This window comes from Methylomonas sp. Uni0009 (assembly GCF_054188105.3).
The window spans coordinates 1176024-1197050 of the sequence record NZ_JBTAFN010000001.1 but is presented as its reverse complement, the minus strand read 5'-3'; the positions used below and the strand labels follow the sequence as shown (position 1 = coordinate 1197050).

Annotated in this window: 17 protein-coding genes; 9 read left to right on the top strand and 8 right to left on the bottom strand. The window is 43.8% G+C overall.

The window, feature by feature from the left end; all coding sequences use genetic code 11:
- The first annotated feature begins 9 nt into the window (after positions 1-9).
- The 7 genes from ACWAU0_RS05625 to ACWAU0_RS05595 all read left to right on the top strand — a co-directional run bounded on the left by ACWAU0_RS05625 (position 10) and on the right by ACWAU0_RS05595 (position 8104).
- Complete coding sequence (locus ACWAU0_RS05625) at positions 10-1338, top strand: O-antigen ligase family protein (RefSeq protein ID WP_458138589.1); 1329 nt, start codon at positions 10-12, stop codon at positions 1336-1338.
- Entirely contained in the window at positions 1335-2336 is a 1002-nt protein-coding gene (locus ACWAU0_RS05620; protein ID WP_458138587.1) for an acyltransferase family protein, read from the top strand. The genes ACWAU0_RS05625 and ACWAU0_RS05620 overlap by 4 nt, the downstream gene beginning before the upstream one ends.
- A 58-nt stretch (positions 2337-2394) precedes the next feature.
- The gene (locus ACWAU0_RS05615; RefSeq protein ID WP_458138586.1) at positions 2395-3438 is read left to right on the top strand and encodes an acyltransferase family protein; all 1044 of its coding nucleotides are present in this window, start codon (positions 2395-2397) and stop codon (positions 3436-3438) included.
- A gap of 23 nt (positions 3439-3461) precedes the next feature.
- Positions 3462-4331: a glycosyltransferase family 2 protein gene (locus ACWAU0_RS05610; RefSeq protein ID WP_458138584.1), complete on the top strand. Its 870-nt coding sequence runs from the start codon at positions 3462-3464 to the stop codon at positions 4329-4331.
- Between the two features lie 23 nt (positions 4332-4354).
- Complete coding sequence (locus tag ACWAU0_RS05605; protein ID WP_458138582.1) at positions 4355-5488, top strand: glycosyltransferase family 4 protein; 1134 nt, start codon at positions 4355-4357, stop codon at positions 5486-5488.
- 7 nt (positions 5489-5495) lie between these two features.
- Complete coding sequence (locus ACWAU0_RS05600) at positions 5496-6632, top strand: glycosyltransferase family 4 protein (RefSeq protein ID WP_458138581.1); 1137 nt, start codon at positions 5496-5498, stop codon at positions 6630-6632.
- A gap of 290 nt (positions 6633-6922) precedes the next feature.
- The gene (locus ACWAU0_RS05595; protein ID WP_458138579.1) at positions 6923-8104 is read left to right on the top strand and encodes a glycosyltransferase family 4 protein; all 1182 of its coding nucleotides are present in this window, start codon (positions 6923-6925) and stop codon (positions 8102-8104) included.
- A gap of 48 nt (positions 8105-8152) precedes the next feature.
- On the opposite strand, the gene ACWAU0_RS05590 is transcribed toward ACWAU0_RS05595, so the two are convergent.
- The 3 genes from ACWAU0_RS05590 to ACWAU0_RS05580 all read right to left on the bottom strand — a co-directional run bounded on the left by ACWAU0_RS05590 (position 8153) and on the right by ACWAU0_RS05580 (position 13484).
- Complete coding sequence (locus ACWAU0_RS05590) at positions 8153-10234, bottom strand: right-handed parallel beta-helix repeat-containing protein (RefSeq protein WP_458138578.1); 2082 nt, start codon at positions 10232-10234, stop codon at positions 8153-8155.
- A 146-nt stretch (positions 10235-10380) separates the two neighbouring features.
- On the bottom strand, positions 10381-12498 hold the full coding sequence (locus tag ACWAU0_RS05585; RefSeq protein ID WP_458138576.1) for a right-handed parallel beta-helix repeat-containing protein: 2118 nt from the start codon (positions 12496-12498) through the stop codon (positions 10381-10383).
- A gap of 815 nt (positions 12499-13313) precedes the next feature.
- Entirely contained in the window at positions 13314-13484 is a 171-nt protein-coding gene (locus tag ACWAU0_RS05580) for a hypothetical protein (protein ID WP_458138575.1), read from the bottom strand.
- Between the two features lie 399 nt (positions 13485-13883).
- On the opposite strand from ACWAU0_RS05580, the gene ACWAU0_RS05575 reads away from it, so the two are divergent.
- Complete coding sequence (locus tag ACWAU0_RS05575) at positions 13884-14504, top strand: hypothetical protein (RefSeq protein ID WP_458138573.1); 621 nt, start codon at positions 13884-13886, stop codon at positions 14502-14504.
- Positions 14505-14872: 368 nt separating this feature from the next.
- Positions 14873-15652, top strand: a complete 780-nt coding sequence (locus tag ACWAU0_RS05570; RefSeq protein WP_319961135.1) for a WecB/TagA/CpsF family glycosyltransferase — start codon at positions 14873-14875, stop codon at positions 15650-15652.
- 262 nt (positions 15653-15914) lie between these two features.
- Here ACWAU0_RS05570 and gltA read toward each other — a convergent pair whose 3' ends face one another.
- From gltA to ACWAU0_RS05545, 5 genes are all read right to left on the bottom strand, one after another.
- The gene (gene gltA / locus ACWAU0_RS05565; RefSeq protein WP_033158189.1) at positions 15915-17210 is read right to left on the bottom strand and encodes a citrate synthase; all 1296 of its coding nucleotides are present in this window, start codon (positions 17208-17210) and stop codon (positions 15915-15917) included.
- Between the two features lie 347 nt (positions 17211-17557).
- A complete protein-coding gene (locus ACWAU0_RS05560) occupies positions 17558-18682 on the bottom strand; it encodes a HupE/UreJ family protein (RefSeq protein ID WP_033158188.1) in 1125 nt (374 codons plus the stop codon).
- Complete coding sequence (locus ACWAU0_RS05555) at positions 18682-19308, bottom strand: hypothetical protein (RefSeq protein WP_319961136.1); 627 nt, start codon at positions 19306-19308, stop codon at positions 18682-18684. The genes ACWAU0_RS05560 and ACWAU0_RS05555 overlap by 1 nt, the downstream gene beginning before the upstream one ends.
- Positions 19309-19377: 69 nt before the next feature.
- Positions 19378-19755, bottom strand: coding sequence for a copper resistance CopC family protein (locus ACWAU0_RS05550; RefSeq protein WP_033158186.1), 378 nt, complete (start codon positions 19753-19755; stop codon positions 19378-19380).
- Positions 19756-19778: 23 nt separating this feature from the next.
- Positions 19779-20999, bottom strand: coding sequence for an exo-alpha-sialidase (locus tag ACWAU0_RS05545; RefSeq protein WP_458138571.1), 1221 nt, complete (start codon positions 20997-20999; stop codon positions 19779-19781).
- Positions 21000-21027: the final 28 nt, after the last annotated feature.

Genomic DNA, 21027 nt, shown 5'->3' with positions numbered 1-21027 from the left:
TAATAAGACATGGAATTTTTGATTTTACCTGCTCTAATATTTTTTATTTATGCTGTATATGGCTTTTCAGAAAAGCCCCAGTTAGCAATAGTATGCACACTGCTCGCTAGCTTGGTAAATAGCTGGCTATTTAATAAGCCATTGGAAATAGGTATATCGGTTTTACCGCATGATGTAGTATTTTTGCCTTTGTTTATTAGCGCTGTATATAGGGTTTTTTTCAAAAGGCAACTAAGGTTAATTTCCTTATTATGGTGTTTCTATGGTCTGCTCCTGTTTTCACAATTAGCTGTCGGAGTAAAAATGCTAGGCACCGTTGCTATGGCGGATTTTAGAACGTGTTTTTATTATTGGACAGGTACATTTTATTTTATGAGTTTCAACTATTCGAATGAAATGATAGGCAGGCTTATAAAATATTGGTATTTAATGTGTGTAATTTTGCTATGTATAGTGTACTTTCGTTTTGCTGCCGATTTAGCAAATCTTCCAATAGCACAGGATTGGCGCACAGCCGACACAACGGGAGTAAGGTTTAGAGTAGTTTATGCGGAGTACGCTTATTTATTGGGTGTAACAGTAACTATACTATTTTACCGGTATATTCAGCCAAGTTTGGATAAGCCATCAAAGGCCATAATGGCTTTATTTGTCATTGCTGTAATAGTACTGCAGCATCGCACCGCTTGGGTATCTACTGGGGTGGCCATTCTTTCTGCCTTATTTTTGCCAGGCATAAAAAGCACTAAAGTTTTCGGTAAGCTTGGCATTATTTTTGTGATCGGTTTTATTTTGATGTTGCCGGTATTGTATCTAGGTTATGCAGATAAAATAATAAGCTCAGTATTTGATTCGGCGGAAAAGGCTACAAATTTGTCTACTGGTACTTTTGGTGACAGAGTAAAAGGTTGGGAACATATTCTCGACTATTGGGAGCATCAAAGTTTTCTTCATCAACTCTTTGGAGATCCATTTGGTACGGGCTATGCTGGTGGTGATCATGCTCCGCATAATTTCTATTTTCAGGCTTTATTGCGAGTTGGCCTTTTGGGTGCTATAGCATTATTTTTCGCTTATTTATTAACGGTAGTGAAGCTTTATTTGATAACAAAAGATGTAAAAAGTAATGTGTATGTAACATTGTTTATAATGTTATTAGTTGGGCAGCAGGCATTTTATATACCTTATGGGCAGCAAGCCGAACATGGAATCATTTTGGGGATTGCGATTAGTCTTGCAAAAAGGGGTAATGTAACGACTGCAAATAGAGTGGAACCTAATACTAGGTTGGGAAAAGCTTGGTTACCGCCAGAAAAAATATCGTTAACTCTTATATGAAAACAGATAATCCAATTAGACAAAGGCTTGTTGATATAGATCGCGCAAAAGGCTTTGCCATTTTTTTGGTTGTATTGGGTCATATTGTAGCAGGCAAAACCCCTCTGGGTAACGAGTGGTATGATCTTTTAAAGATGGGTATTTATAAATTTCATATGCCATTCTTTATGTATCTATCAGGCCTTGTTTTTGCGTATACATATCCTGGAGTGTCGAATTTTGATGAATATATTCATTACATAGGGAAAAGAATAAAAAAACTATGTATAGGTTATATTGCCTTTGGGGTGTTGATTTATATGGGCAAAATAACGATGTCTTCGATTATGTTTGTTGATGATGCTCCTGGTGGTTTTTATATTGAGATTTTCAACTTGATGGTGTTCCCATCAGAAAGTGCTGGTGGATCGCTTTGGTTTATTTATGTGCTAATGGAGATTTATATAATAATTCCTTTATTAATGATGGCTTTAAAATCCAGATTATTGGTAGTGATATGTAGTGCTATTGTGCATTTCTTGCCATTATCGCATATGTTTTTAATGGATAGATTTGCCGAATACCTTGTTTATTTTTCTATAGGCATATTCGTCATTGAGTATTATGATTTCTATATGAAGTTACTAGACAGGTTTTTTGTTGTAGCAATTGTTTTGTTTTTATCTAGCTTCTTGTCAATTGAGTATTTGTCGGCATCAAATTCAAAGTTTTTAATTGGTCTTTTATCTTTATTAGCTGTGCATAGTGCTATGAGGAACGGTTTTCTCTCGCGAGTTGCCTTATTTGGTCAATACGGTAAATACACATACAGTATTTATTTGATGAATACTATTGCTATTGGCTTGGTGAAGGGGGTGATTCTTTTTTTTACGCCATTGGATGGGCGGATGTTTATTTTTATGGCGCCAATATTGTTATTAGCAGGGATATATATACCAATTTATATAAAGAAATATATTTTTATCCGATTTTCCTACGTTGATAGAGTAACAACTTGATTTTGATATTTTTGATGGATAATTTTTACAATAGATTTTTATTACAGGTCTGTATAGTTTGGATAAAATTAATTCGATTCAGTATTTGAGAGGGGTTGCGGCAATTGCAATTGTTTTTAGGCATCTAGCGGATAGAACTGAAAAGTACAACATTACTACGATTTTTAGCGGTCTTGATATTGGTTTGTGGGGGGTCGATCTATTTTTTGTTATCAGTGGCTTTGTCATGGTGTTTATAACAGCCAATGGTCAGCAACGAGCAGATGTTTTTAGATTAATTGTTAATTTTTGGCTGCGTAGATATTTAAGAATATCCCCAATATACTACATATTAACTATTATTGTCTTAGTTGTTGCCAAATATTTTCCAGGGTCAACAGAGTTAAAGCCTGGATTTCAGCAGATACTTTTTTCTTTCCTTTATATTCCAAATGAGGCTGCGCCGGTTCTTGGGGTGGGATGGACTCTCAACTATGAGATGTACTTTTATTTCATTTTTGGGTTGTCTTTGTTGTTGCCTTCAAATCTGCATACAAAATGCATTTCGTTTTATTTTATATTTGCAGTGTTGTGTGGAAAATTATCGGGAATTAATAGTGAATTTATTTATCAGGTTACTAATCCACTTTTAATTGATTTTCTATTTGGAATATACATAGCCAAGGCCCTGAAGGCGAGATTAATATTATCAGTGGGGTGGTCTTATTTTTTGATGTTTTGTAGTATTTTATCCATTTTGATTGCCGACTATAGTAATATTGATCAAGTGCTTTTAAATGAAGGGTTTAGGGTTCTATGTTATGGTTTGCCAAGTGCTGCATTGGTTTCTGCCGTTATAATGCTTGAGTATCATAAAGAACTAAAATTTGATCTAAAGCTGCCGCTGTTACTTGGAGATGTTTCCTATTCATTGTATTTAGTGCATATTTTAGTAATTGCAGCCTATGGAAAGTTTGTAACTAGGTACGAATTATTTGGCTATGTTAATGAATACGTTTTATATTTTGGGGACTTGTTTTTTTGTGTTCTTATCGCCTATTTGCTTTTTATCGCAATCGAAAGGCCATTACATAATCTTAGCAAGAGTTTTAAGATCGTTTAGTTAAATATTAAGTAATTAAAGCTATGAAAATATGGGTTTGTATACCAGTCTTCAACCGGGTCGAGTTCACCTTGAAATGTTTAGCCACTTTGCGCGCTCAGACATTTCAAGACTATAAGATAGTCATTTGCGATCACGGTTCTTCTGATGGTACAACGGCTAAGGTCAATCAAGCTTACCCTGATGTAGTTATCATCAACGCTGACAGTAGTCTTTGGTGGACTGGAGCGATGAACCGTTGTGTAGAGTACGTATTACAGCACGCAGCAGCAGGTGACTACCTGTTGACGCAAAATAACGATACCGAATTACTACCCGAATACTTGGCTGAATTTGCCGAATACGCTAATAAGTACCCGCATGCGGTGTTAACTTCAGTAATACACGATATTAGTAACGGCGAGGTGGTTTCTGTGGGGTACCGGCAGAACTGGTTGCTGGCGCAGGCTAAAGCCGTCGGTTTTGAGGAGGATCATTTGGAGGATGATCCCAATGTCATTGCAGTAAGCCACGCTTCTGGCAGAGGTACGTTGTTTCCAGTGTCGATATTTCAAAGACTAGGATTATACGATGAGCGGCACTTGCCGCACTATGCTGCTGACTATGATTTTAGCCATAAAGCTCGGAGAGCTGGCTATCCAATTTATGTTTGCAAGAGTTGTCGAGTATTTTCCTATGTTGCCGCCACCGGAATGACAACAGTGCGGGATAAATTTTCCATTCGTAGCTTTATCAATTACTGCATAAGCATTAGATCACCTTCTAATTTAAAAGTGCGCTGGTGGTATGGATGGAATAATTGCCCAAAAGTTTTATTTCCAAGCTACATCTTAGTGGATTCTTTGAGAACGATTGGTAGTTATTTCAAGCATTTTTTGCTAACAAAGACATAGTTCATAACAAATTTCCTAATGATATGAAAATCGTTATATTTCAACCGATGCTTAAGTTTTACCGAGTGCCATTGTTCGAAAAACTGCATCGATTGCTTACGGAAAGCGGCCATGAATTACGCTTGGTGTTTGGTACACCATGGAATGAGGAGTTGAAACGAGGCGATAATGTGGTTTTGGAGAATGATTACTGTATCTTTGAGAAAAGTCATTGGTTTTTAAGAAATAAAGTCCATTTCATGGAGGGGGCAATACATCATATTCTATGGGCCGATATTATCATCACCGAGCAGGCAAATAAGCACATATATAATTATATTTTGATTTTTCTAAGCTTTATTAAGGTTAAAAGATTTGCCTATTGGGGGCACGGCCTAAATAGGCAGGGACGCTCAAATAGTGTTAGAGAGAAAATTAAAAAAGCGCTAGCTACTCAAACAAACTGGTGGTTTGCATATACAGCAGGGGTTGCCGGATATTTAAAAGATATAGGCTATCCTTCAGAACAGATAACTGTTTTGAATAATAGCGTAGACACCCGTGCCTTTAAAAATTCCATTTCGGCAGTAACTGAGGAGGAAATCGCTGAATTTAAACAGGGCCATAATATAGAGCATGATTCCCAAGTCGGTATTTTTTGCGGCAGTTTACATCGCGATAAAAAAATAGAGTTTTTACTTGACGCGGCGCTAGTTATAAGTCAAAAAGAAAAAAATTTTATATTGCTGATAGGAGGTGATGGTCTAGATAGAAAAACTGTAATGAATTGTGCCAAACATTATGACTTTATAAAATATCTTGGCCCTCTCCACGCTAAACAAAAAGCCCTAGCGTTTAAATGTGCTGATGTTTTTTTAAATCCTGGCATGGTTGGTCTCGCAATATTGGATGCTTTTTCCGCAGGTTTACCTGTTATCACTACTCATCAAGCTGAACATAGCCCGGAAATTGATTATTTACAGAATGGCTTCAATGGCATGATAACTAATTTAGATGCCGAAAATTATGGTAGCCTTGTAACAAAGATATTAAGATCGAAAGAAGAGTTAATCACACTGCAGAAAAATGCCCTAGCGAGTAGTGATCAATTTTCAATAGAAAATATGGCTAACAATTTTTTTGAAGGCATAAAGTCTTTCATTAATCATTCTCTATGAATAAATTATGACTCAAGTTATTATTGCCACTATCATGCGCCCAGTCGGTGAAACTGGTGTGCAAACTCATTTTAATTGTTTTTGCGATTATTTAACACAACAAAAAATTCCGCATCAGTTAGTTACGCCTTTTTCTTACTACTGGTTTTTAGTCTATCCAGTATTCGCTTTGCGGAAAATTGTGGGTATGCTTTCTAGTCCGTTAGGTGTTTGGTGGTATCGTTATTGGCATGCGTATTTTTTAGAGCGCGTATTAGAACATCGTCTGCGGTCTGGCTTTGATTGTGTTATTTATGCGCAATGTCCTCTTTCAGCGAATGCTGCGATGAAGGCGAGGTCATCGGTCAGACAAAAGGTTGTATTGGTAGTTCACTTCAATGTTTCTCAAGCTGACGAATGGATGGGAAAAGGAGTTATTCAACAGAGCGATAGAATTTATCGGTCTATTCGAAACTTTGAAGAGTTTGTACTGCCAGGACTTGATGGATTAGTATTCGTTTCTAGATTCATGCGACAAGAGCTGGTGACGAGAATACCGGCAATTCACGGTATACCTTTTATCGTGGCTCCAAATTTCTTACGTGACCCCGGTGTTCCAAAGCCTTTCAAGGCGTGTAGTGACCTGATCAGTATAGGCACCTTAGAGGCTCGAAAAAACCAACAATATTTGTTAGATATCGTTTCTTCCTTAAAGGATCTTGGTTGCCCATTGCGACTCACTATTGTTGGAGATGGTCCAGATAGCGCGATGCTCCAGCAGAAGGTAAAGGAATTAAACATTGAAGAGTTAGTAATATTTGCTGGGTACATACAAGGTGCGGCCTATCAATTGAGCTTACATAAAGCTTGTATTCATGTGGCAACCGTCGAGAACTTGCCAATTACACTTATAGAATCAATCGCTCGAGGGCGACCGATTTTTGTTGCTCCTGTTGGAGGTATACCGGAGATATTAGGTAATCAAATGATAGGAGTAGCGTTACCGTTAGATAATGCGAAGACCGCTGCTCAGCTCATCGCTAAAGCATTTAATGATTCTGCTTGGATGACAGTCGCTTCAACTGCAGCGAGAGAGCTTTTTCTCAATGAATTTTCTGCCGATGTGGTTGCTCGAAAGCTTGTAAATTTTCTTGAAAGTTGTTGAGTCGCTGTGCCTAAATATAATGACTCAAGTCGACGAATCCTATTTATTAAATAATGTTTCGGACTTATCATAAATTGCTACAGACTTTTTGCTGTAATTAGATTCGCTGGTTAAAGTCAAATAACTTCATCTTTCCAACTCGCCACAATTAAGAATAAACCCATGGTACTGTTTTTCTTAGCTTATAAACTATGGGGCATAGTAATTATCAGTCTTAGGGCGTCGATCAGTGCGAGGGGCGCGTCTAATGCCTGTCCAATCTTATATGGTATCTAAAAATTGAAAAATTTATGAGAGTTTTAATTATACATAACCGATATCAGCAATCAGGTGGTGAAGACAATGTAGTAAATGCAGAGGCAAAATTGTTAACTGATCGTGGTCACGATATAGAGTTATGGATTGCAGATAATAAGGATTTGCCGGGAGGGCTGATCGGTAGGTTTAGTACGGCAATAAATACTACATATTCAAAAATAAGCCGGGATAAATCTCGCGAGAAACTTAGGCAATTTAAGCCTGATTTGGTACATGTTCATAATTTTTTTCCACAGTTCAGCCCTTCAATTTATGACGCCTGTCAAGAGTATAAGGTCCCAGTAGTTCAGACTTTACATAATTACCGTTTGATTTGTCCGGGTGCAATGCTAATGCGCGGTGGGAATATTTGCGAGTTGTGTGTTTCAGGCTCACCCTACCAAGCCGCGCTATACGATTGTTATCGGAATTCTAAACTAGGGAGTTTGGTCGTTGCTAATCTAGTAGCGTATCATCGCCGGAACGGAACTTGGCACAATAAAGTTGATCGCTTTATCGCTTTGACCAATTTTGCCAAACGTAAATTTGTAGAAGCTGGATTTCCGGACAATAAAATAGCGGTGAAAGGTAATTTTATGTCAGACCCGTTACTCGAAGTGCCCGCAAATTACAATGGAAGGGATTCACTGTTTGCCTTATTTGTAGGTCGTCTCAGTGAAGAGAAGGGGATAAGTACCCTTTTGAATGCATGGACGCTTTTAAATGGAAATACACCGCTAAAAGTCGCTGGAGTTGGTCCATTGGAATCGCTTTTGCACGACAAGGGCAATGTTGTGGCTTTAGGGTATCAAGATTCCCGCGAAGTTAGCTTCCTGATGCGCCAAGCTGCGTTTTTGGTATTACCTTCCGAATGGTATGAAGGTTTTCCGTTAGTTCTAGTTGAGGCTTTTGCTCATGGTTTACCTGTTCTGGCATCAAACATGGGCAGTATGGCTGACATTATTACAGATGGTGAAACTGGTTTGCTGTTCACACCAGGTAGTGCAGTGGAGATAGCTCAAAAGGCGCAATGGTTACTTGAAAATCCCAAGGAGGCGCAAAAAATCGGAGCAAATGCACGGCGTACTTTTCTTGAAAAATACACAGCTGAGAAGAATTATGCTGAGCTAATAGCGATCTATCAAGATGCTTGTTCATATGTTAGTTGTAGTTAAATAATGGTGAGCGACAGGACCGTTATAGTTAACACTAACCCATTCGCTCTATTGAACTAAACCGATATCTGTAGGAATGGGCTGGAATCTGATTTTTTTCGCAGGAGATTGCGCGCAGAACGTGGCTTTGTTGCCGTTTATTGTTACGCAAGGATCAGTATTGATGCTGTCTTTTTCAAAGTTTTGGCTTATCCATTCTTTCCACGAGGCACCACTACGCCTTACTGCCGTATCCAAAATGTAATAATCAATTGCAATTTCCCCAGCTGTACACCATACAACATTATTGGCCAATAAATTACTTTGTGCTGGCAACATATAACGCCAAGACAATCCACCTGGCTTAGTCGATACCATTATATTACGGCTTATGGTGTTACCTTCCGGCCAATTTTCATTGAACATTGGTTCACCGAGTTTTGGATATTTTTTGCGCCAAATGGAGCTTTGGTAGGGCACTTGGGTTAGTCGTTTTTTTATTTCTGCACCTGGGGTACGATAATCTGCCCATAATGCGTGGTCATTTGTCAAAATAATATTATTTTCGATATTAATGTTGCGCCCGCCACCTAATTGAATGGCCATTGCTCCTGCATTGTTAAAAAGATTGCCAATAATTGAAAAGCCACTGACAGCATCATCTAAATATACGCCGCGAACTCCGTTTGAAGGGGTGTATAGAACTGTATTTTTAGAAATGTCAACATTTTGTAATCCATATCCAAATAAATCATGGATGCTATTGTGGCGGATAATATTGCCGTGATAAGTCCAGTCGCGACCAGAATAGATTGCGCCACAATCGGAAGTTTGTTCGCAGACATGGCGAATTTCATTCTTTTCTATCAGATGATCGTTTCCGTCAATCCAAATGCCGAGCCCATCCCCTTGTTCAATAAGGTTATGTCTCACAATACTGCCGACTCCTGCCAAAGCTACCGCCGGGGAATAGTTAATTAATACCATTCCGAAATTGTGTATATGGTTGTTTTCAATAATATTGTCGGAAGGTTCTAATGTATTGCGGTTTCCACCTCCAGAATATATTCCGCCTTCGCCGGTATGATGTATATGGCTATTTATTATGCTGACATGGTTACTGTTTTTGATGACAACCCCTCTGGTGCCGACATTACTAACCTCAATGTCTCTGAATTCTATATTATTGGCTTTTTCAACGCTGATTGCGACGTCTGTACTATAACCAAAAGATAGTCCATTAAAACTAATATAGTTCGCTCCTTTAATGAGTAATACACTTTGCAATGAAGATATAAGAATGTCTTTAGGGCTTTCATTGTCCAGTGGGAAAAATAATATTTTCTCATTCGCTTGATCATAAAACCATTCTCCAGCGCTATCTAAGGTTGATCGAATATTTTGAATATAAAACCGCCTGCCACTGGAAATTGGGTAGTTTGTGTTGCTGGCCAAAGATATTTCGCTTTTGTTTTGATCGATTCCCGCTAGAGCGATAAACTGATCATACCAGTCGTTACCCGCTAGGATATGCACCTGAGCATGACTAATATCTCCAGTTAGCTTTGGCAATGCTTCAATTGTATTGAATCGGGTCCGTTCGTCTAACGGCATTTTTATATGTGCCCATTCAGCGTCTGGCCAACGTGCTAAATGTAGTCTTCGCGAATTTACAAATAATTCAAATCCAGGGATATTGCCTGGCTTTCGGGAGTTGTCCAAGAATTTAATTTTAGATAAATCTAGCCCCGCAGTTGGGCAACTCCAAATATTACCATCAGTTTGCATGCAGTTTGCCACCCTAACGGCACCAATTATTTCCACAGGGCCATTTTCTGCTTGCCAATGAACTTCTCGACCTAAAAAGCCTGAATCCCTTATGTCAAACTCTAAAGGGTTTTTCTGTAAATATTTGCCTTTCTGAATATGAATTGTTATTGATTCTTTGAATTTGCCATTTTTCTTTAAGTCTCTAATTTCTTGCTGAGCTCTGTGGATAGATTGAAAAGGGCCGACGATATCGGATTGGTCGGTTTCAAAAGATCGGCCATTTGATTTATCGTTCCCTAAATTAGAAACGTATATATCGAGCGGCATAGCTGAAGTAGAAAATGAAAATATAGCTAATAAAAAAATAAATCTATTAGGCATTAGGTGGGTCCTATTTAGCTACAAAATAGGGGCAAGCTATTTTGCCCCTAAATAAGTAGTGCTGATTTTCTAAAAACCAAAACCTTGCATAAATAATATAAAATATACTAAGTGGTTTTTGGTTGACAGGTAATTAGAGTCTTTGTTTAGTTAATGAGACCAATATCGGTAGGAATATTTTTAAAACCGAGTTGATATGCGGGTGATGAGCTACATGTTGCTTGGATCGTGTTGCCAATAATATTAAAGCAGGGGTCGGCAAATCGGCTATTAGCCTCAAAGCCTTCACTTAGCCAAACATTCCAAAGAGCTCCACCTCTAGCTACGCCTGCATCCAAGATTTTATAATCTGCTTTCAGAATAGTGCTGTTGGATCGCCATGCTAAGTTGTTACTAATTATATTGGTTTGTCTAGGCATGAAATAGCGCAGAAATATATTTGTGTTTACGTTTTGAGTTGATATCAAGACATTGCTGCGTATGGTGTTATTTTCTGGCCAGTTCTCGTTAAGCATTGGTGCACTTAAATTCGGGTATCTTTGTAACCACGCTGGGCTGGTAATGGGCATGGTTTCTAGAGTGGATTTCATATTTTGCCAATCAAAGTAATTGCCGCGATTGTCAATTAGTATTGCATATTTGTTGGTCTTTATTACGTTATTTTCTATCTGGTTGTCCCTGCCGCCACCTATATGTATGCTCATTTGTCCTGAGTTGACTAATATGTTTCCAAATATATTAAAGCCACTCGCTGCATCATCAATATAAATGCCTCGCGCGCCGTTTGGAATATATTCAATAATATTGTTGGGTATGTTCAAGGTGGCGTAATTCAATTCGTAACCTGGAATGTCATGAATAGAATTGAATCGGATTATGTTTCCTCTATAAGTCCAGTTTCTTCCAGAATAAATTGCGCCGCAATCAGCAGCTTGTTGGCAAATCCTAGCTATTTCATTTTTTTCTATGATATGGTCGTTTCCAGAAATAAAAATGCCATTGCCAGAGCCATCTTCTATTAAATTATGAGCTATATGTGCACCAACACCGCCAATTTCGATTGCCGGTGAATTATTAAATAGAATATCATCATATTTTTCAATGTGATTATTTTCAGCAACGTTGCCGGAGCTTGTTAACGTAGTTCTATCTCCTCCGGAGATTAAAACTCCGCCTTGACCGGAATCGTGAATATGGTTGTCGGCAATAGTAATATTAGTGCTATTTGTAGCTCTTATTGCTAGTCCTCCGGTAAAATTTAGTTCCGATTTGTCAATGGATATTGAGTCGGAATTCAAAATTTTTACGGCATCTCCCGTGCTATGTCTAAATGTTAATTTGCTGAAGGATATGTGGCTGGCATTTGTTATTTTAATCAAATTGATAGATGAAGAAATAACAATGCTTTTAGGTGTAGCCCCTACTGGTGGTATAAATAGTAATTTTGCATTGATACTGTCATAGAACCATTCTTCCGGTGCATTGAGTGCTGATTGAATATTCCGCAGATAGAAGCGTCTGCCTGCAATTAATCTATAGTCCGGTTCGTTATTTAACGTAATTTGATTATTAACAAAGTCAATTGTGGACACTCCAACGTATTGGTCGAATGTGTCGTTTCCCGCAAATATATGGAGTTGGGCTTGCGAGAGGTCCCCTGTAAATTGCGGTATTTTTTGAAAGGCGGTAAATTTGGTCTTTTCAGTTATTGGCGTTTTGATAAAAGCCCAGCCATCATCTGGCCAACGGGCTAAATTCATCCTGTTTTCGTTAACAAAAACTTCAAATGCTGGAGTATTTCCTTTTACACGTGTACTTTCTTCGCCTTTAATAGTTGATGCGGTAACGGTATCTAAAGGACAGCTCAACACTCGTTCTGGGCTATTAGCATCATACGGTTGACAATTTTTAAGGACAATCCCGCCTGATATTATCGTAGCTCCTTGTTCTCCCACCCAATTGATCTCCTGTCCAGGAAGACCAGAATCGCTATCGTTAAATTCCAGCGGTGACTGCAGTTGGTAAGTTCCTTTGCCAACATGAACCGTAATCGCTTCATTAAATTTCCCCGCCGCTTTTAATTGTCGAATTGCGTTTCGGGCGCGAGTTAGGGTTTTGAAAGGGCCGGTTTTGGACCAGAAATTGACGCTGGGGGACAGACCATTCAGGCTGTCGCTGCCCGAGGGTGATACATAGTAATCCTTTGCAGCTGCTACCGAGCAGAACGCCGCTAAGGTTAGGGTAATGACAAGTTTAATAAACATAATTTTCTCCTTTTATTAACTCATGCTCCAATAGCCTGACAGACCACGGAATACAGTCAGCTAATTCAGTTAATATTTGAGGGGTAGTGTTCCGGTCCTTGGTTACGAAGATACTTGGAAATTGTTTCAGAATTGGGTCAACTGCGGGCCATTCCATTCAGTCTGCATCGCCAACACGAAATCAATATTAGCAGCTCTTTTCAATAACGAAATACGTAACCTCACGAATACCGCTTTTTCAACCGCAATCAGGTTTTGATAATTTTTTGACGAGCCAATTTTGTGCGCCCTGCTAACATCTGAACTAAAGCGCACCGTTCTGACATGCTGTTGAAATGTGTTGGTAACAGCCTATCTCGATTGCATGTGTCGATAATGGCTTTTTATGTGCCCATCCAAGCTTATATGGGTAGCCTCTAAAAATTCCTTTTCCTACGTAACCGCATGGCATAAAGGAGAGGGTGAGGGATGAACATATTTCATATTTAATTCCCTCATCCCAACCTTCTCCCGGAGGGAGAAGGAGATTTTTTAATTTTTAAAGGTTCCCTATAGCTATGTGCGACCAATGAGTAAATTCGTCAGGTTTGGCAAGTGTGGTGTTGTTGATGCGTGCATCAAGCTAACTGTTCCAGCCTGGCCAAGTATGTCGAATTATAAGCGGATGATATTGGAGGCTAGGTACAGCCTAAAACATAATGGCTTGATAACCAAGCCATTTTTTTATTTTAATTAAATCTTAATGGTGTACCGAAGCCTGCTTTCTGGTCTGATCTGGACGATTTGGGAGTATTCACAGAGGGCTAGGAGGCACGCTACAGGCCTTGATTGGCAACGCCGGAGGCATTGTCGGTACCGATGAAGCGTCTGGGGGTACCGCCAGGAGCGTTGTTGGCACCGCTGAGCCTTCTGTGGGTACCTCCAGGTGTTTTGTGGGTGCCGATGAACTTTCTATGGTTGCCGCCAATTGGTTTGTCGGCAACCATGAGCTAGTCATGAGTGCGGACGCGACATTTAGCCGCACCAGCAAAGGCTTGTAGAGCTTCTTATAATGTATATAGAATTAATTAAGCCGTTAGAGTTTCGCCGTCGATTTTGGTTAGCTCTACGGTGAAGTCTGCCGCGCCGATGTCTGTGCGGTATTGCGTTTTTTAAGCGTCTAAAAATCCCGTCTCCTCCCGCTCCCACTGGGCATAACGGCGCGGGCTAGGGTGAGAAGGCAATAAACTAGTGCTTTAATACCCTCACCCTAACCTTCTCCTTTATCCCCCGCGGGTACTGGGGGAGAAGGGGCTATTTCGGTTTTTTACGACATCCCCCCTAGAGTGAGAAGGCTGTTTCTTAAATTTTGAGGTTTCCTCTCGTAACAATATGGAGAATTGAAAATGGCTAAATCCGATTATTTTCCGCACCCTGATAGCGATTTATTGATTTGGCATGATCGTTTTAAGGCGAATCTCGCCGCGCGTCAGGCGGAATTTGGCTTATCCGCCGAGGATATTGCCAGTGTCGATAGCGATAATCAGGAGTTACATACCAAGATCAGCGAAGTAAATGCCGCTTCTGCGGCAGCAAGGCATGCTACGGCGGCTAAAACTGCCAGTCGCAATAATATAGAGAGCCGAGTGAGAGCCCTAGTCAGACGCATCAAGGCGCATCCGGCTTATTCCGATGCTTTGGGTAATTTGCTCGGCATTATAGGCTCGGAAGATACCACCAAGCTTAACGACGCTAAACCGGTTTTGACCGGTGTAGATCAAACGGGCGGCGTGGTGGTTCTCAATTTTGTTAAATCCAAGAGCGACGGTATCAATATCTATTGTCAGCGCGAGGGGGAACCGGAGTTTGTGTTTTTAGCCAGGGATACGATACCGCCGTATATCGATAACCGGCCTTTACTGGTTGCCGGCAAGCCGGAATTGCGCCGCTATACAGCGGTTTATATCTTGAAAGACGCCGAGGTTGGTCAATATAGTGATGAGCTGGTGGTTAATTGTGCACCTTGACCGCGTTGGTTTGCGGAGCGCTTTAGCAATGGCCGCGCTCCTTAAACTTATAGGGGGCTGCGAAAAATTTAATATCTCCTGCTCCCTCAGTACCCGCAGGACATAAAGGAGAAGGTTGAAGTTAGGGGATTAAAGTCAATTATTTGATCCCCTCACCCTAGCCATTTCTCGGAGTGAGAGGGAACTATCATGGTTCAACTTACGTTAACGGCTTTTCCGCAGGCGGAATGCAGGCATGCTTGATTGATACCTCGTTGATTTTGGCGAATTGGTCTGCTCTGAATTGACTCTGGAGGTAAATATAGCGATGCTAAGGGTGACAAAATTAAAAACATCACTTTTCAATTAACCGCCCGATGGAGCACGGAATGCAAGCAATCAAGTCAGTAGATATTTTCGGAATACGCTTCCCTATCCTGGATTACGAGCTTACGTTACAACTATTTCAGGAGTGGATCGCCAGCGGCCAAGCTCATCAGGTGTGTATCGCCAATGTGCATACCACCGTGGCCTGTCTCACCGATAGCGAATTGCGCGATATTTCCAACAAAGCCTTATCCACCATGGATGGCCTGCCTTTGGTTTGGTACGCCAAGCTGGTGCATCAAGCGCCGATTAAAACCCGAGTTTGCGGGCCGGACTTGATGTTGAAATGCCTGGATCACGGGCAGCAGTTGGGCTGGAGGCATTTTTTTCTCGGCGGCAAGGATGAGGTATTGACGGATTTGGTTGCCAACATCCGCAAGCGTTATCCGCAAGCCGAGCTTGTGGGCTGGCATTCTCCGCCATTTCGGCCCTTGTCCGCAGAAGAAGATCAACAATTGGTGGATCTGATCAACGCCGCCAGGCCGGATTTTCTCTGGGTGGGCTTAGGTGCGCCCAAGCAGGAAAAATGGATTGCGGCGCATCTGGATAGAGTGCATGTGCCGGTGCAATTGGGTGTGGGCGCGGCTTTTGATTTTCACTCAGGACACATCAAACGTGCCCCGCTGTGGATGCAAAAAAGCGGTTTGGAATGGTGCTATCGGATGGCTAAGGATAGGCGGCTGGTTAAGCGTTATTTTTCCACCAACCCGGTGTTTCTACTACGTTTTGCCTGGGATTTTTTGCAGATTAGAGTGTTGAAGCGCTCGGCGGTTACTTCTTGAAGGTCATCAACCAATGCGCTAAATAACCTCCAAAAAATCCCCCTTACTAAGGGAGAGAGCTAGAGTTAATACCGTTTAGTTAAGCCCCCTCTCCTGCTGGAGAGGGTTGGGGTGAGGAGAATAAATAAGGCAAAGAACTTTATTGATCCCCTCATCCCAGCCTTCTCCTTTATGCCCAGTGGGTACTGAGGGAGAAGGGGCTGCCCGTCTTTAAGTTAGGTGCAGTTGTCCAGAAGGATAGGGGACTTAACTATTTGTTTTATCACCGATTAGAAATCGATTTCACGTCCCTAGTCGTCACACCTTTATATAACTGCCGCGGCCGGCCGATTTTCAATTCGGGATCGGAGATCATTTCGTCCCATTGCGCGATCCAACCCACCGAGCGGGCCAAGGCGAAGATGGCGGTAAACATCTCGGTGGGGATGCCCAAGGCCCGCAACACGATGCCGGAATAAAAATCCACGTTGGGGTAGAGTTTTTTCTCTACAAAGTAAGGGTCTTCCAGGGCAATCCGTTCCAGTTCCATCGCCAGTTTGAACAGCCGGTCGTCGTTCAGATTCAATTCGTCCAGCACTTCGTGGCAGGTTTGCCGCATCAGTTTGGCGCGCGGGTCGTAGTTTTTGTAAACCCGGTGACCAAAACCCATCAAGCGGAATGGGTCGTTTTTGTCCTTGGCTCTGGCGACATATTCGCCAATTTTCGACACATCGCCGATTTCTTCCAGCATATTCAACACCGCCTCGTTAGCGCCGCCGTGTGCCGCACCCCACAGGCAAGCTATACCGGCCGCGACGCAAGCGTAAGGATTGGCGCCGCTGGAGCCGGCCAGTCGCACGGTGGAGGTAGATGCGTTTTGTTCGTGGTCGGCGTGCAGGATCAGGATTCTATCCAACGCTCTGACCAACACCGGATTGGCCAGATAATCTTCGCCGGGGTCGCCGTGCATCATGCGCATAAAGTTTTCCGCATAGCCCAGTTTGCGTTTGGGATAGATAAACGGCATGCCGATGCTGTATTTGTAGCACATCGCTACCATGGTCGGCATTTTTGCGATCAGGCGGATGGCGGAGATGTACCGGTCTTCCTTGCAGTTGATGTCCATCACTTCGTGATAGAACGCCGACAGTGCGCCGACTACACCCACCAATACCGCCATCGGGTGTGCGTCACGGCGGAAGCCGCTGTAGAATTTGATCAGCTGTTCGTGCACCATCACATGCTGGCTAATGGTAGTGACGAAGCCTTTCATTTCCGAGCCGTTGGGCAGGTCGCCGTTCAGCAGCAGATAACAGACTTCCAAAAAATCGCATTTTTCCGCCAGTTGTTCGATGGGATAGCCCCGATACAACAGTACGCCGGCGTCGCCGTCGATGAAGGTGATTTTTGACGTACAGCTGGCGGTGGAGGTAAAGCCGGGGTCGTAAGTAAAATGGCCGGTCTGTGCGTATAAAGACCGAATATCGATGACGGACGGACCCATGGTGCCGGGTGTGACCGGTAATTCGATTACGCGGTCTTGGTCTTCCTGTTTTAACGTCACTTTTTTATCAGTCATGTCAAATTCTCCGGAGAGCTAGCTGTTGAGAAGGGGATGGTTTGTATTCTATTGCAAATAGCGAATAAACACAGCTTTAGATCGGGATTGTTTACAATTTAACGAAAAACGAGGGCCTGATTGATGGATTTCGCGTTGCGCTACCCGGCCTAAGGGACTGGGATGGCAAATTTCGAGGATGGGTAGCGCAATGCGAAACCCGTTGCCTGCGCTGTCACAGTTGAGGGCGCAGGCGTCTTTGCAGACGTCAATGGTCTTGGCTATTCAAGACGTCCCGGAATCGCTAAAATTCTGGGGCAACTCGGTGTTTGCCTCTTCTGATGCTAGGCCCCCCCCTCAAGGGCGGTTTACAAAACCGTCCGCTCCAACAGCCAATAGGCCCCCATCAAGGCTACCATGGCCGAACAACCTTTCAAGAATTTCTCGGCAAATGCAGGCTTGTTGTTTAGCCACCAGATGATAGGCAACACCACCGATGCCACCGCGATTTGGCCGGTTTCTATGCCTAGGTTAAACGACAGCAAGGGCAATAAGATGCCGGTGTCGCCGCTGGAAATATTCATTTCCCGCAGCACACTGGCAAAGCCAAAGCCATGGATCAAGCCAAAGCCGAAGGTCAGCCATTGCCGGCCCTTGGGGTGGTCGCCGCGCATGATGTTTTCCACGGCCACATAAATAATGGTCAACGCAATCACCGGTTCGACGAAGCTGCTGGGTAGCTCAATGATGTTCAGCCCTGCACACGCCAAGGTGATGGAATGGGCGATGGTAAAGAAGGTGACGATCTTGATCGCCGGCCAGAAACTATGCGTGACTGCCAGCAAGGCAAACAGGAATAACAGGTGGTCGTAACCGGTGAGGATGTGCTCGATGCCCAGCTTCAAAAAATCGGCAAACGCGGAAAATCGGGAATCGTTTTGCGCCACGGATTGATCGGCAGGAGACAATGCCCATTGCAACTGGTCGTCGGCCCTGCTTAGCATTTTCTCGCTTAGCGTTTTACCGGCGGCGTCGCGCACCGTGACATACTGCTGATGCCCGTCAGGTAGCCAGGCCAATAACTTGGATTGCACCTGTAACTGTTGGTGCGGCACAGATTGAAAAATAAATTCGACATGGGCGTTGTTCTGTTCGTCGTAAACGACAGCCCCCGGCGCCACGGCTTGCACATCAACGCTATCAATATTAACCCGCAACTGCGCAGCCAGCATTTTGGCGATGTCCGGCTTGGCCGCTTCGCGCTCCGCGGCGCTGACTTCCGCATCCAGGTCGCTGTCCATCGGCGCAAAGGCTTCGATGTCTTGCAGGGCAAAGGTCAATTTAGCGATAACTTGGTCGGATTTGACAGTCACATCGATTGAGCTAAGGCCAGGGGCGTGCGCCGCTGCCCAGCCCGATGGCAGCAGCAAACAAACCAGCAGCAGGCATTGCCAGCAGGCAAACAGCCTAAGCATTTTCCATCCGCTCGTCATTAGGGCTGTTCCCCATTACCATTGATTTGCGCGGCTTTTCTACGTTTGTGCAGGTAAACCAAAAATCCCAGCACCAGCAGCACCAAGGCCACCACGCCACCTATTGCCACTAGTGGTAAATCGGCGCCCTGGGGATCGACACCCACTTCCAGCGCAATGCGGAATTTATCATCGTCTTCCATCGCTTCGCCGATCAACAGATACAGCACATAATCGCCGGTTTTATCCACATCGGCTTGTGCTTCTACCGCGCCTTTCGGATACAGCTTGGACGGGATTTCGGCGACTGTGCGGATTTCGCGCACATCATCCGGCGCTTTCTGGCCGGTTTTTTCCACTTCCACCAATTTAATGCCAATCGGCGTGGCGCGAATATCGCGGTCGATCAAATCGGCAGTGAAAAACATCTTGCCGGCTCTAGGAATTTTCTGACAAAACGGCACAAAAGCGGCTTTGGCGTCCGGAGCTTTATCGTTCTTATCCGGCTGCAAATACGCACTGAAATGTACGGCGTAAAAATCGTTGGCGATGATGCAGTCCAGGTCCGGGCGGTTGCCCAGCGCGTTGGATTGCTTATTGCTAAATCCGAGTTTGTCGCAACCGCTGAGTAACAAGACGCAGGCCATGAGCCCGGCGATAAAAAAGACGGGAAGTCGCTGAATATTCATAGAAATAAACCGATGGAAGAATGCAGACTAGGGTTTGACGGTAAATTCAAACTTACCGGTGACTATGTGAGTGTCCTCGGAAACCACGCGGTAGCGAATAGTGTAGGTGCCCGGCGCCAGTGTTGGCACGGTGGCGTAGATATTGGCGCCATTGGTCAGGCTTTGCGCGACATCGTGGTTATCCACACGCTTGCCGGTGCTATCGATGACGGCCAACGCTTTGTATTCGCTACGCACCGCATCGTTAAACCACAGATCGATTTGCTTGGGCGATTCGGTGACGGTCTCGTCCTTGGCGGGTTGCGATTTCACCAGAATCGCGTGCGCAAATACTGAGACCGGGCTGAATAACGCGAGCGCCAACAAGCCGGGTTTTATTATTTTTGTTATGTCTAACTTGGGCATGACCACCTCTTAAAGTATAAAAATCATTGTAAAACCGCCGCCGACCATTGCTTGCCGGTGGGCGTTTGCTCTAACCACATTGCCAACAAGCCCGTCGGCGTGGCGACGATGCGCGGGAAGGTCGCCGAAGCGCCGGCGGATGATAGCAACTTGCTTGCCGACCAATGTTCGCCATTATCGACGGATTCCGAGACAAACACTTTAGAGCCTTCCGGCCCCAGTGCATCCCACACCGCTACTAAGCGCCCGGCACCGAACGCGATGTCCGCATGAAACGCGCCGGCTTCGCCAAGCCGTTGCGGCGGCGTCCAGCTTCTGCCGCTATCGGCGGACTGCATATGATACAACCCGACCTGATTTTCCGCGCCGGTCCATACCAAGCTATGCAAGGCACCGTCGCCGGCCACCGCCAGGCCGCCGCCGTTATGCGGACAGCCATCGAAAATCCAGTTGAACTCACCTACCGAACTCAAGCGTTGCCAATTGGCGCCGCCATCGATAGTTTGTGCCAGTGCCATATCGCGCGGTTTCATATCCCGGTACAGCAGATTCAACTTGCCGTCAGGACCCAGCGCCAGGCGGTTCCAGCAACACGAGCAACTGGAATCGTCTATCGTCTGCGCCATCTCCCAGCTTTTGCCGCTGTCGTTGCTGCGCGCATAGCGCACACCTTGGTAACCGTTCTCGTCTCTATCATCCAGCCACACCGCATGAAAACGGCCTTCCGCATCCGCCAATAGTTCGTGGTGCGATTGGTCGGCATCGCTGCCGGTTGGCTTGACACCTTGCTGCCAAGTTTTGCCGGCATCATTCGAATAAATGGTGAATAACGGCCCCATGCCGGGCAATTCGCCGGTAGTTTGCCAGACGATCAACAATTTGTCGCCGGCGGCAGCAATTTGTATATCGTTGCCGATTTTCGCTTCAATGGGCTGGTTAAATTGCGCGCTCAACGCGCTGGGTTGCGACCAATGCAATCCGCCATCTTCGGAATGCAGATAGCCGATATAAGGTTGCTTACTGCCGGTTGGTGTCGCGACGAAGGCGGCATGCACGGTCTGCCTGTCGACATACACATCGAAACTGACCAAATTTTGTAAACCTAGCGTTTTGGCGTCGATAGGACTGAGAACACTTTGATCTAAAGCCAGCTTCGCCGTAACAAGTTTTTGCTCGCCACAACCAAACGACGCCAAGCTGGTGAGCACGGCAACGCTCAAGTAAATAGCCTTCAAGTTCGGCATGGGTATGACGCCTCTCTGACAAAAAAGG

Coding starts and splice junctions, on each gene's coding strand:
- ACWAU0_RS05590 (WP_458138578.1), bottom strand. CDS start 10,234: ATGCCTAATAGATTTATTTTTTTATTAGCTATATTTTCATTTTCTACT.
- ACWAU0_RS05620 (WP_458138587.1), top strand. CDS start 1,335: ATGAAAACAGATAATCCAATTAGACAAAGGCTTGTTGATATAGATCGC.
- ACWAU0_RS05585 (WP_458138576.1), bottom strand. CDS start 12,498: ATGTTTATTAAACTTGTCATTACCCTAACCTTAGCGGCGTTCTGCTCG.
- ACWAU0_RS05600 (WP_458138581.1), top strand. CDS start 5,496: ATGACTCAAGTTATTATTGCCACTATCATGCGCCCAGTCGGTGAAACT.
- ACWAU0_RS05570 (WP_319961135.1), top strand. CDS start 14,873: ATGCAAGCAATCAAGTCAGTAGATATTTTCGGAATACGCTTCCCTATC.
- ACWAU0_RS05610 (WP_458138584.1), top strand. CDS start 3,462: ATGAAAATATGGGTTTGTATACCAGTCTTCAACCGGGTCGAGTTCACC.
- ACWAU0_RS05595 (WP_458138579.1), top strand. CDS start 6,923: ATGAGAGTTTTAATTATACATAACCGATATCAGCAATCAGGTGGTGAA.
- ACWAU0_RS05625 (WP_458138589.1), top strand. CDS start 10: ATGGAATTTTTGATTTTACCTGCTCTAATATTTTTTATTTATGCTGTA.
- ACWAU0_RS05575 (WP_458138573.1), top strand. CDS start 13,884: ATGGCTAAATCCGATTATTTTCCGCACCCTGATAGCGATTTATTGATT.
- ACWAU0_RS05580 (WP_458138575.1), bottom strand. CDS start 13,484: ATGGTTGCCGACAAACCAATTGGCGGCAACCATAGAAAGTTCATCGGC.
- ACWAU0_RS05560 (WP_033158188.1), bottom strand. CDS start 18,682: ATGACGAGCGGATGGAAAATGCTTAGGCTGTTTGCCTGCTGGCAATGC.
- ACWAU0_RS05550 (WP_033158186.1), bottom strand. CDS start 19,755: ATGCCCAAGTTAGACATAACAAAAATAATAAAACCCGGCTTGTTGGCG.
- ACWAU0_RS05605 (WP_458138582.1), top strand. CDS start 4,355: ATGAAAATCGTTATATTTCAACCGATGCTTAAGTTTTACCGAGTGCCA.
- ACWAU0_RS05545 (WP_458138571.1), bottom strand. CDS start 20,999: ATGCCGAACTTGAAGGCTATTTACTTGAGCGTTGCCGTGCTCACCAGC.
- gltA (WP_033158189.1), bottom strand. CDS start 17,210: ATGACTGATAAAAAAGTGACGTTAAAACAGGAAGACCAAGACCGCGTA.
- ACWAU0_RS05555 (WP_319961136.1), bottom strand. CDS start 19,308: ATGGCCTGCGTCTTGTTACTCAGCGGTTGCGACAAACTCGGATTTAGC.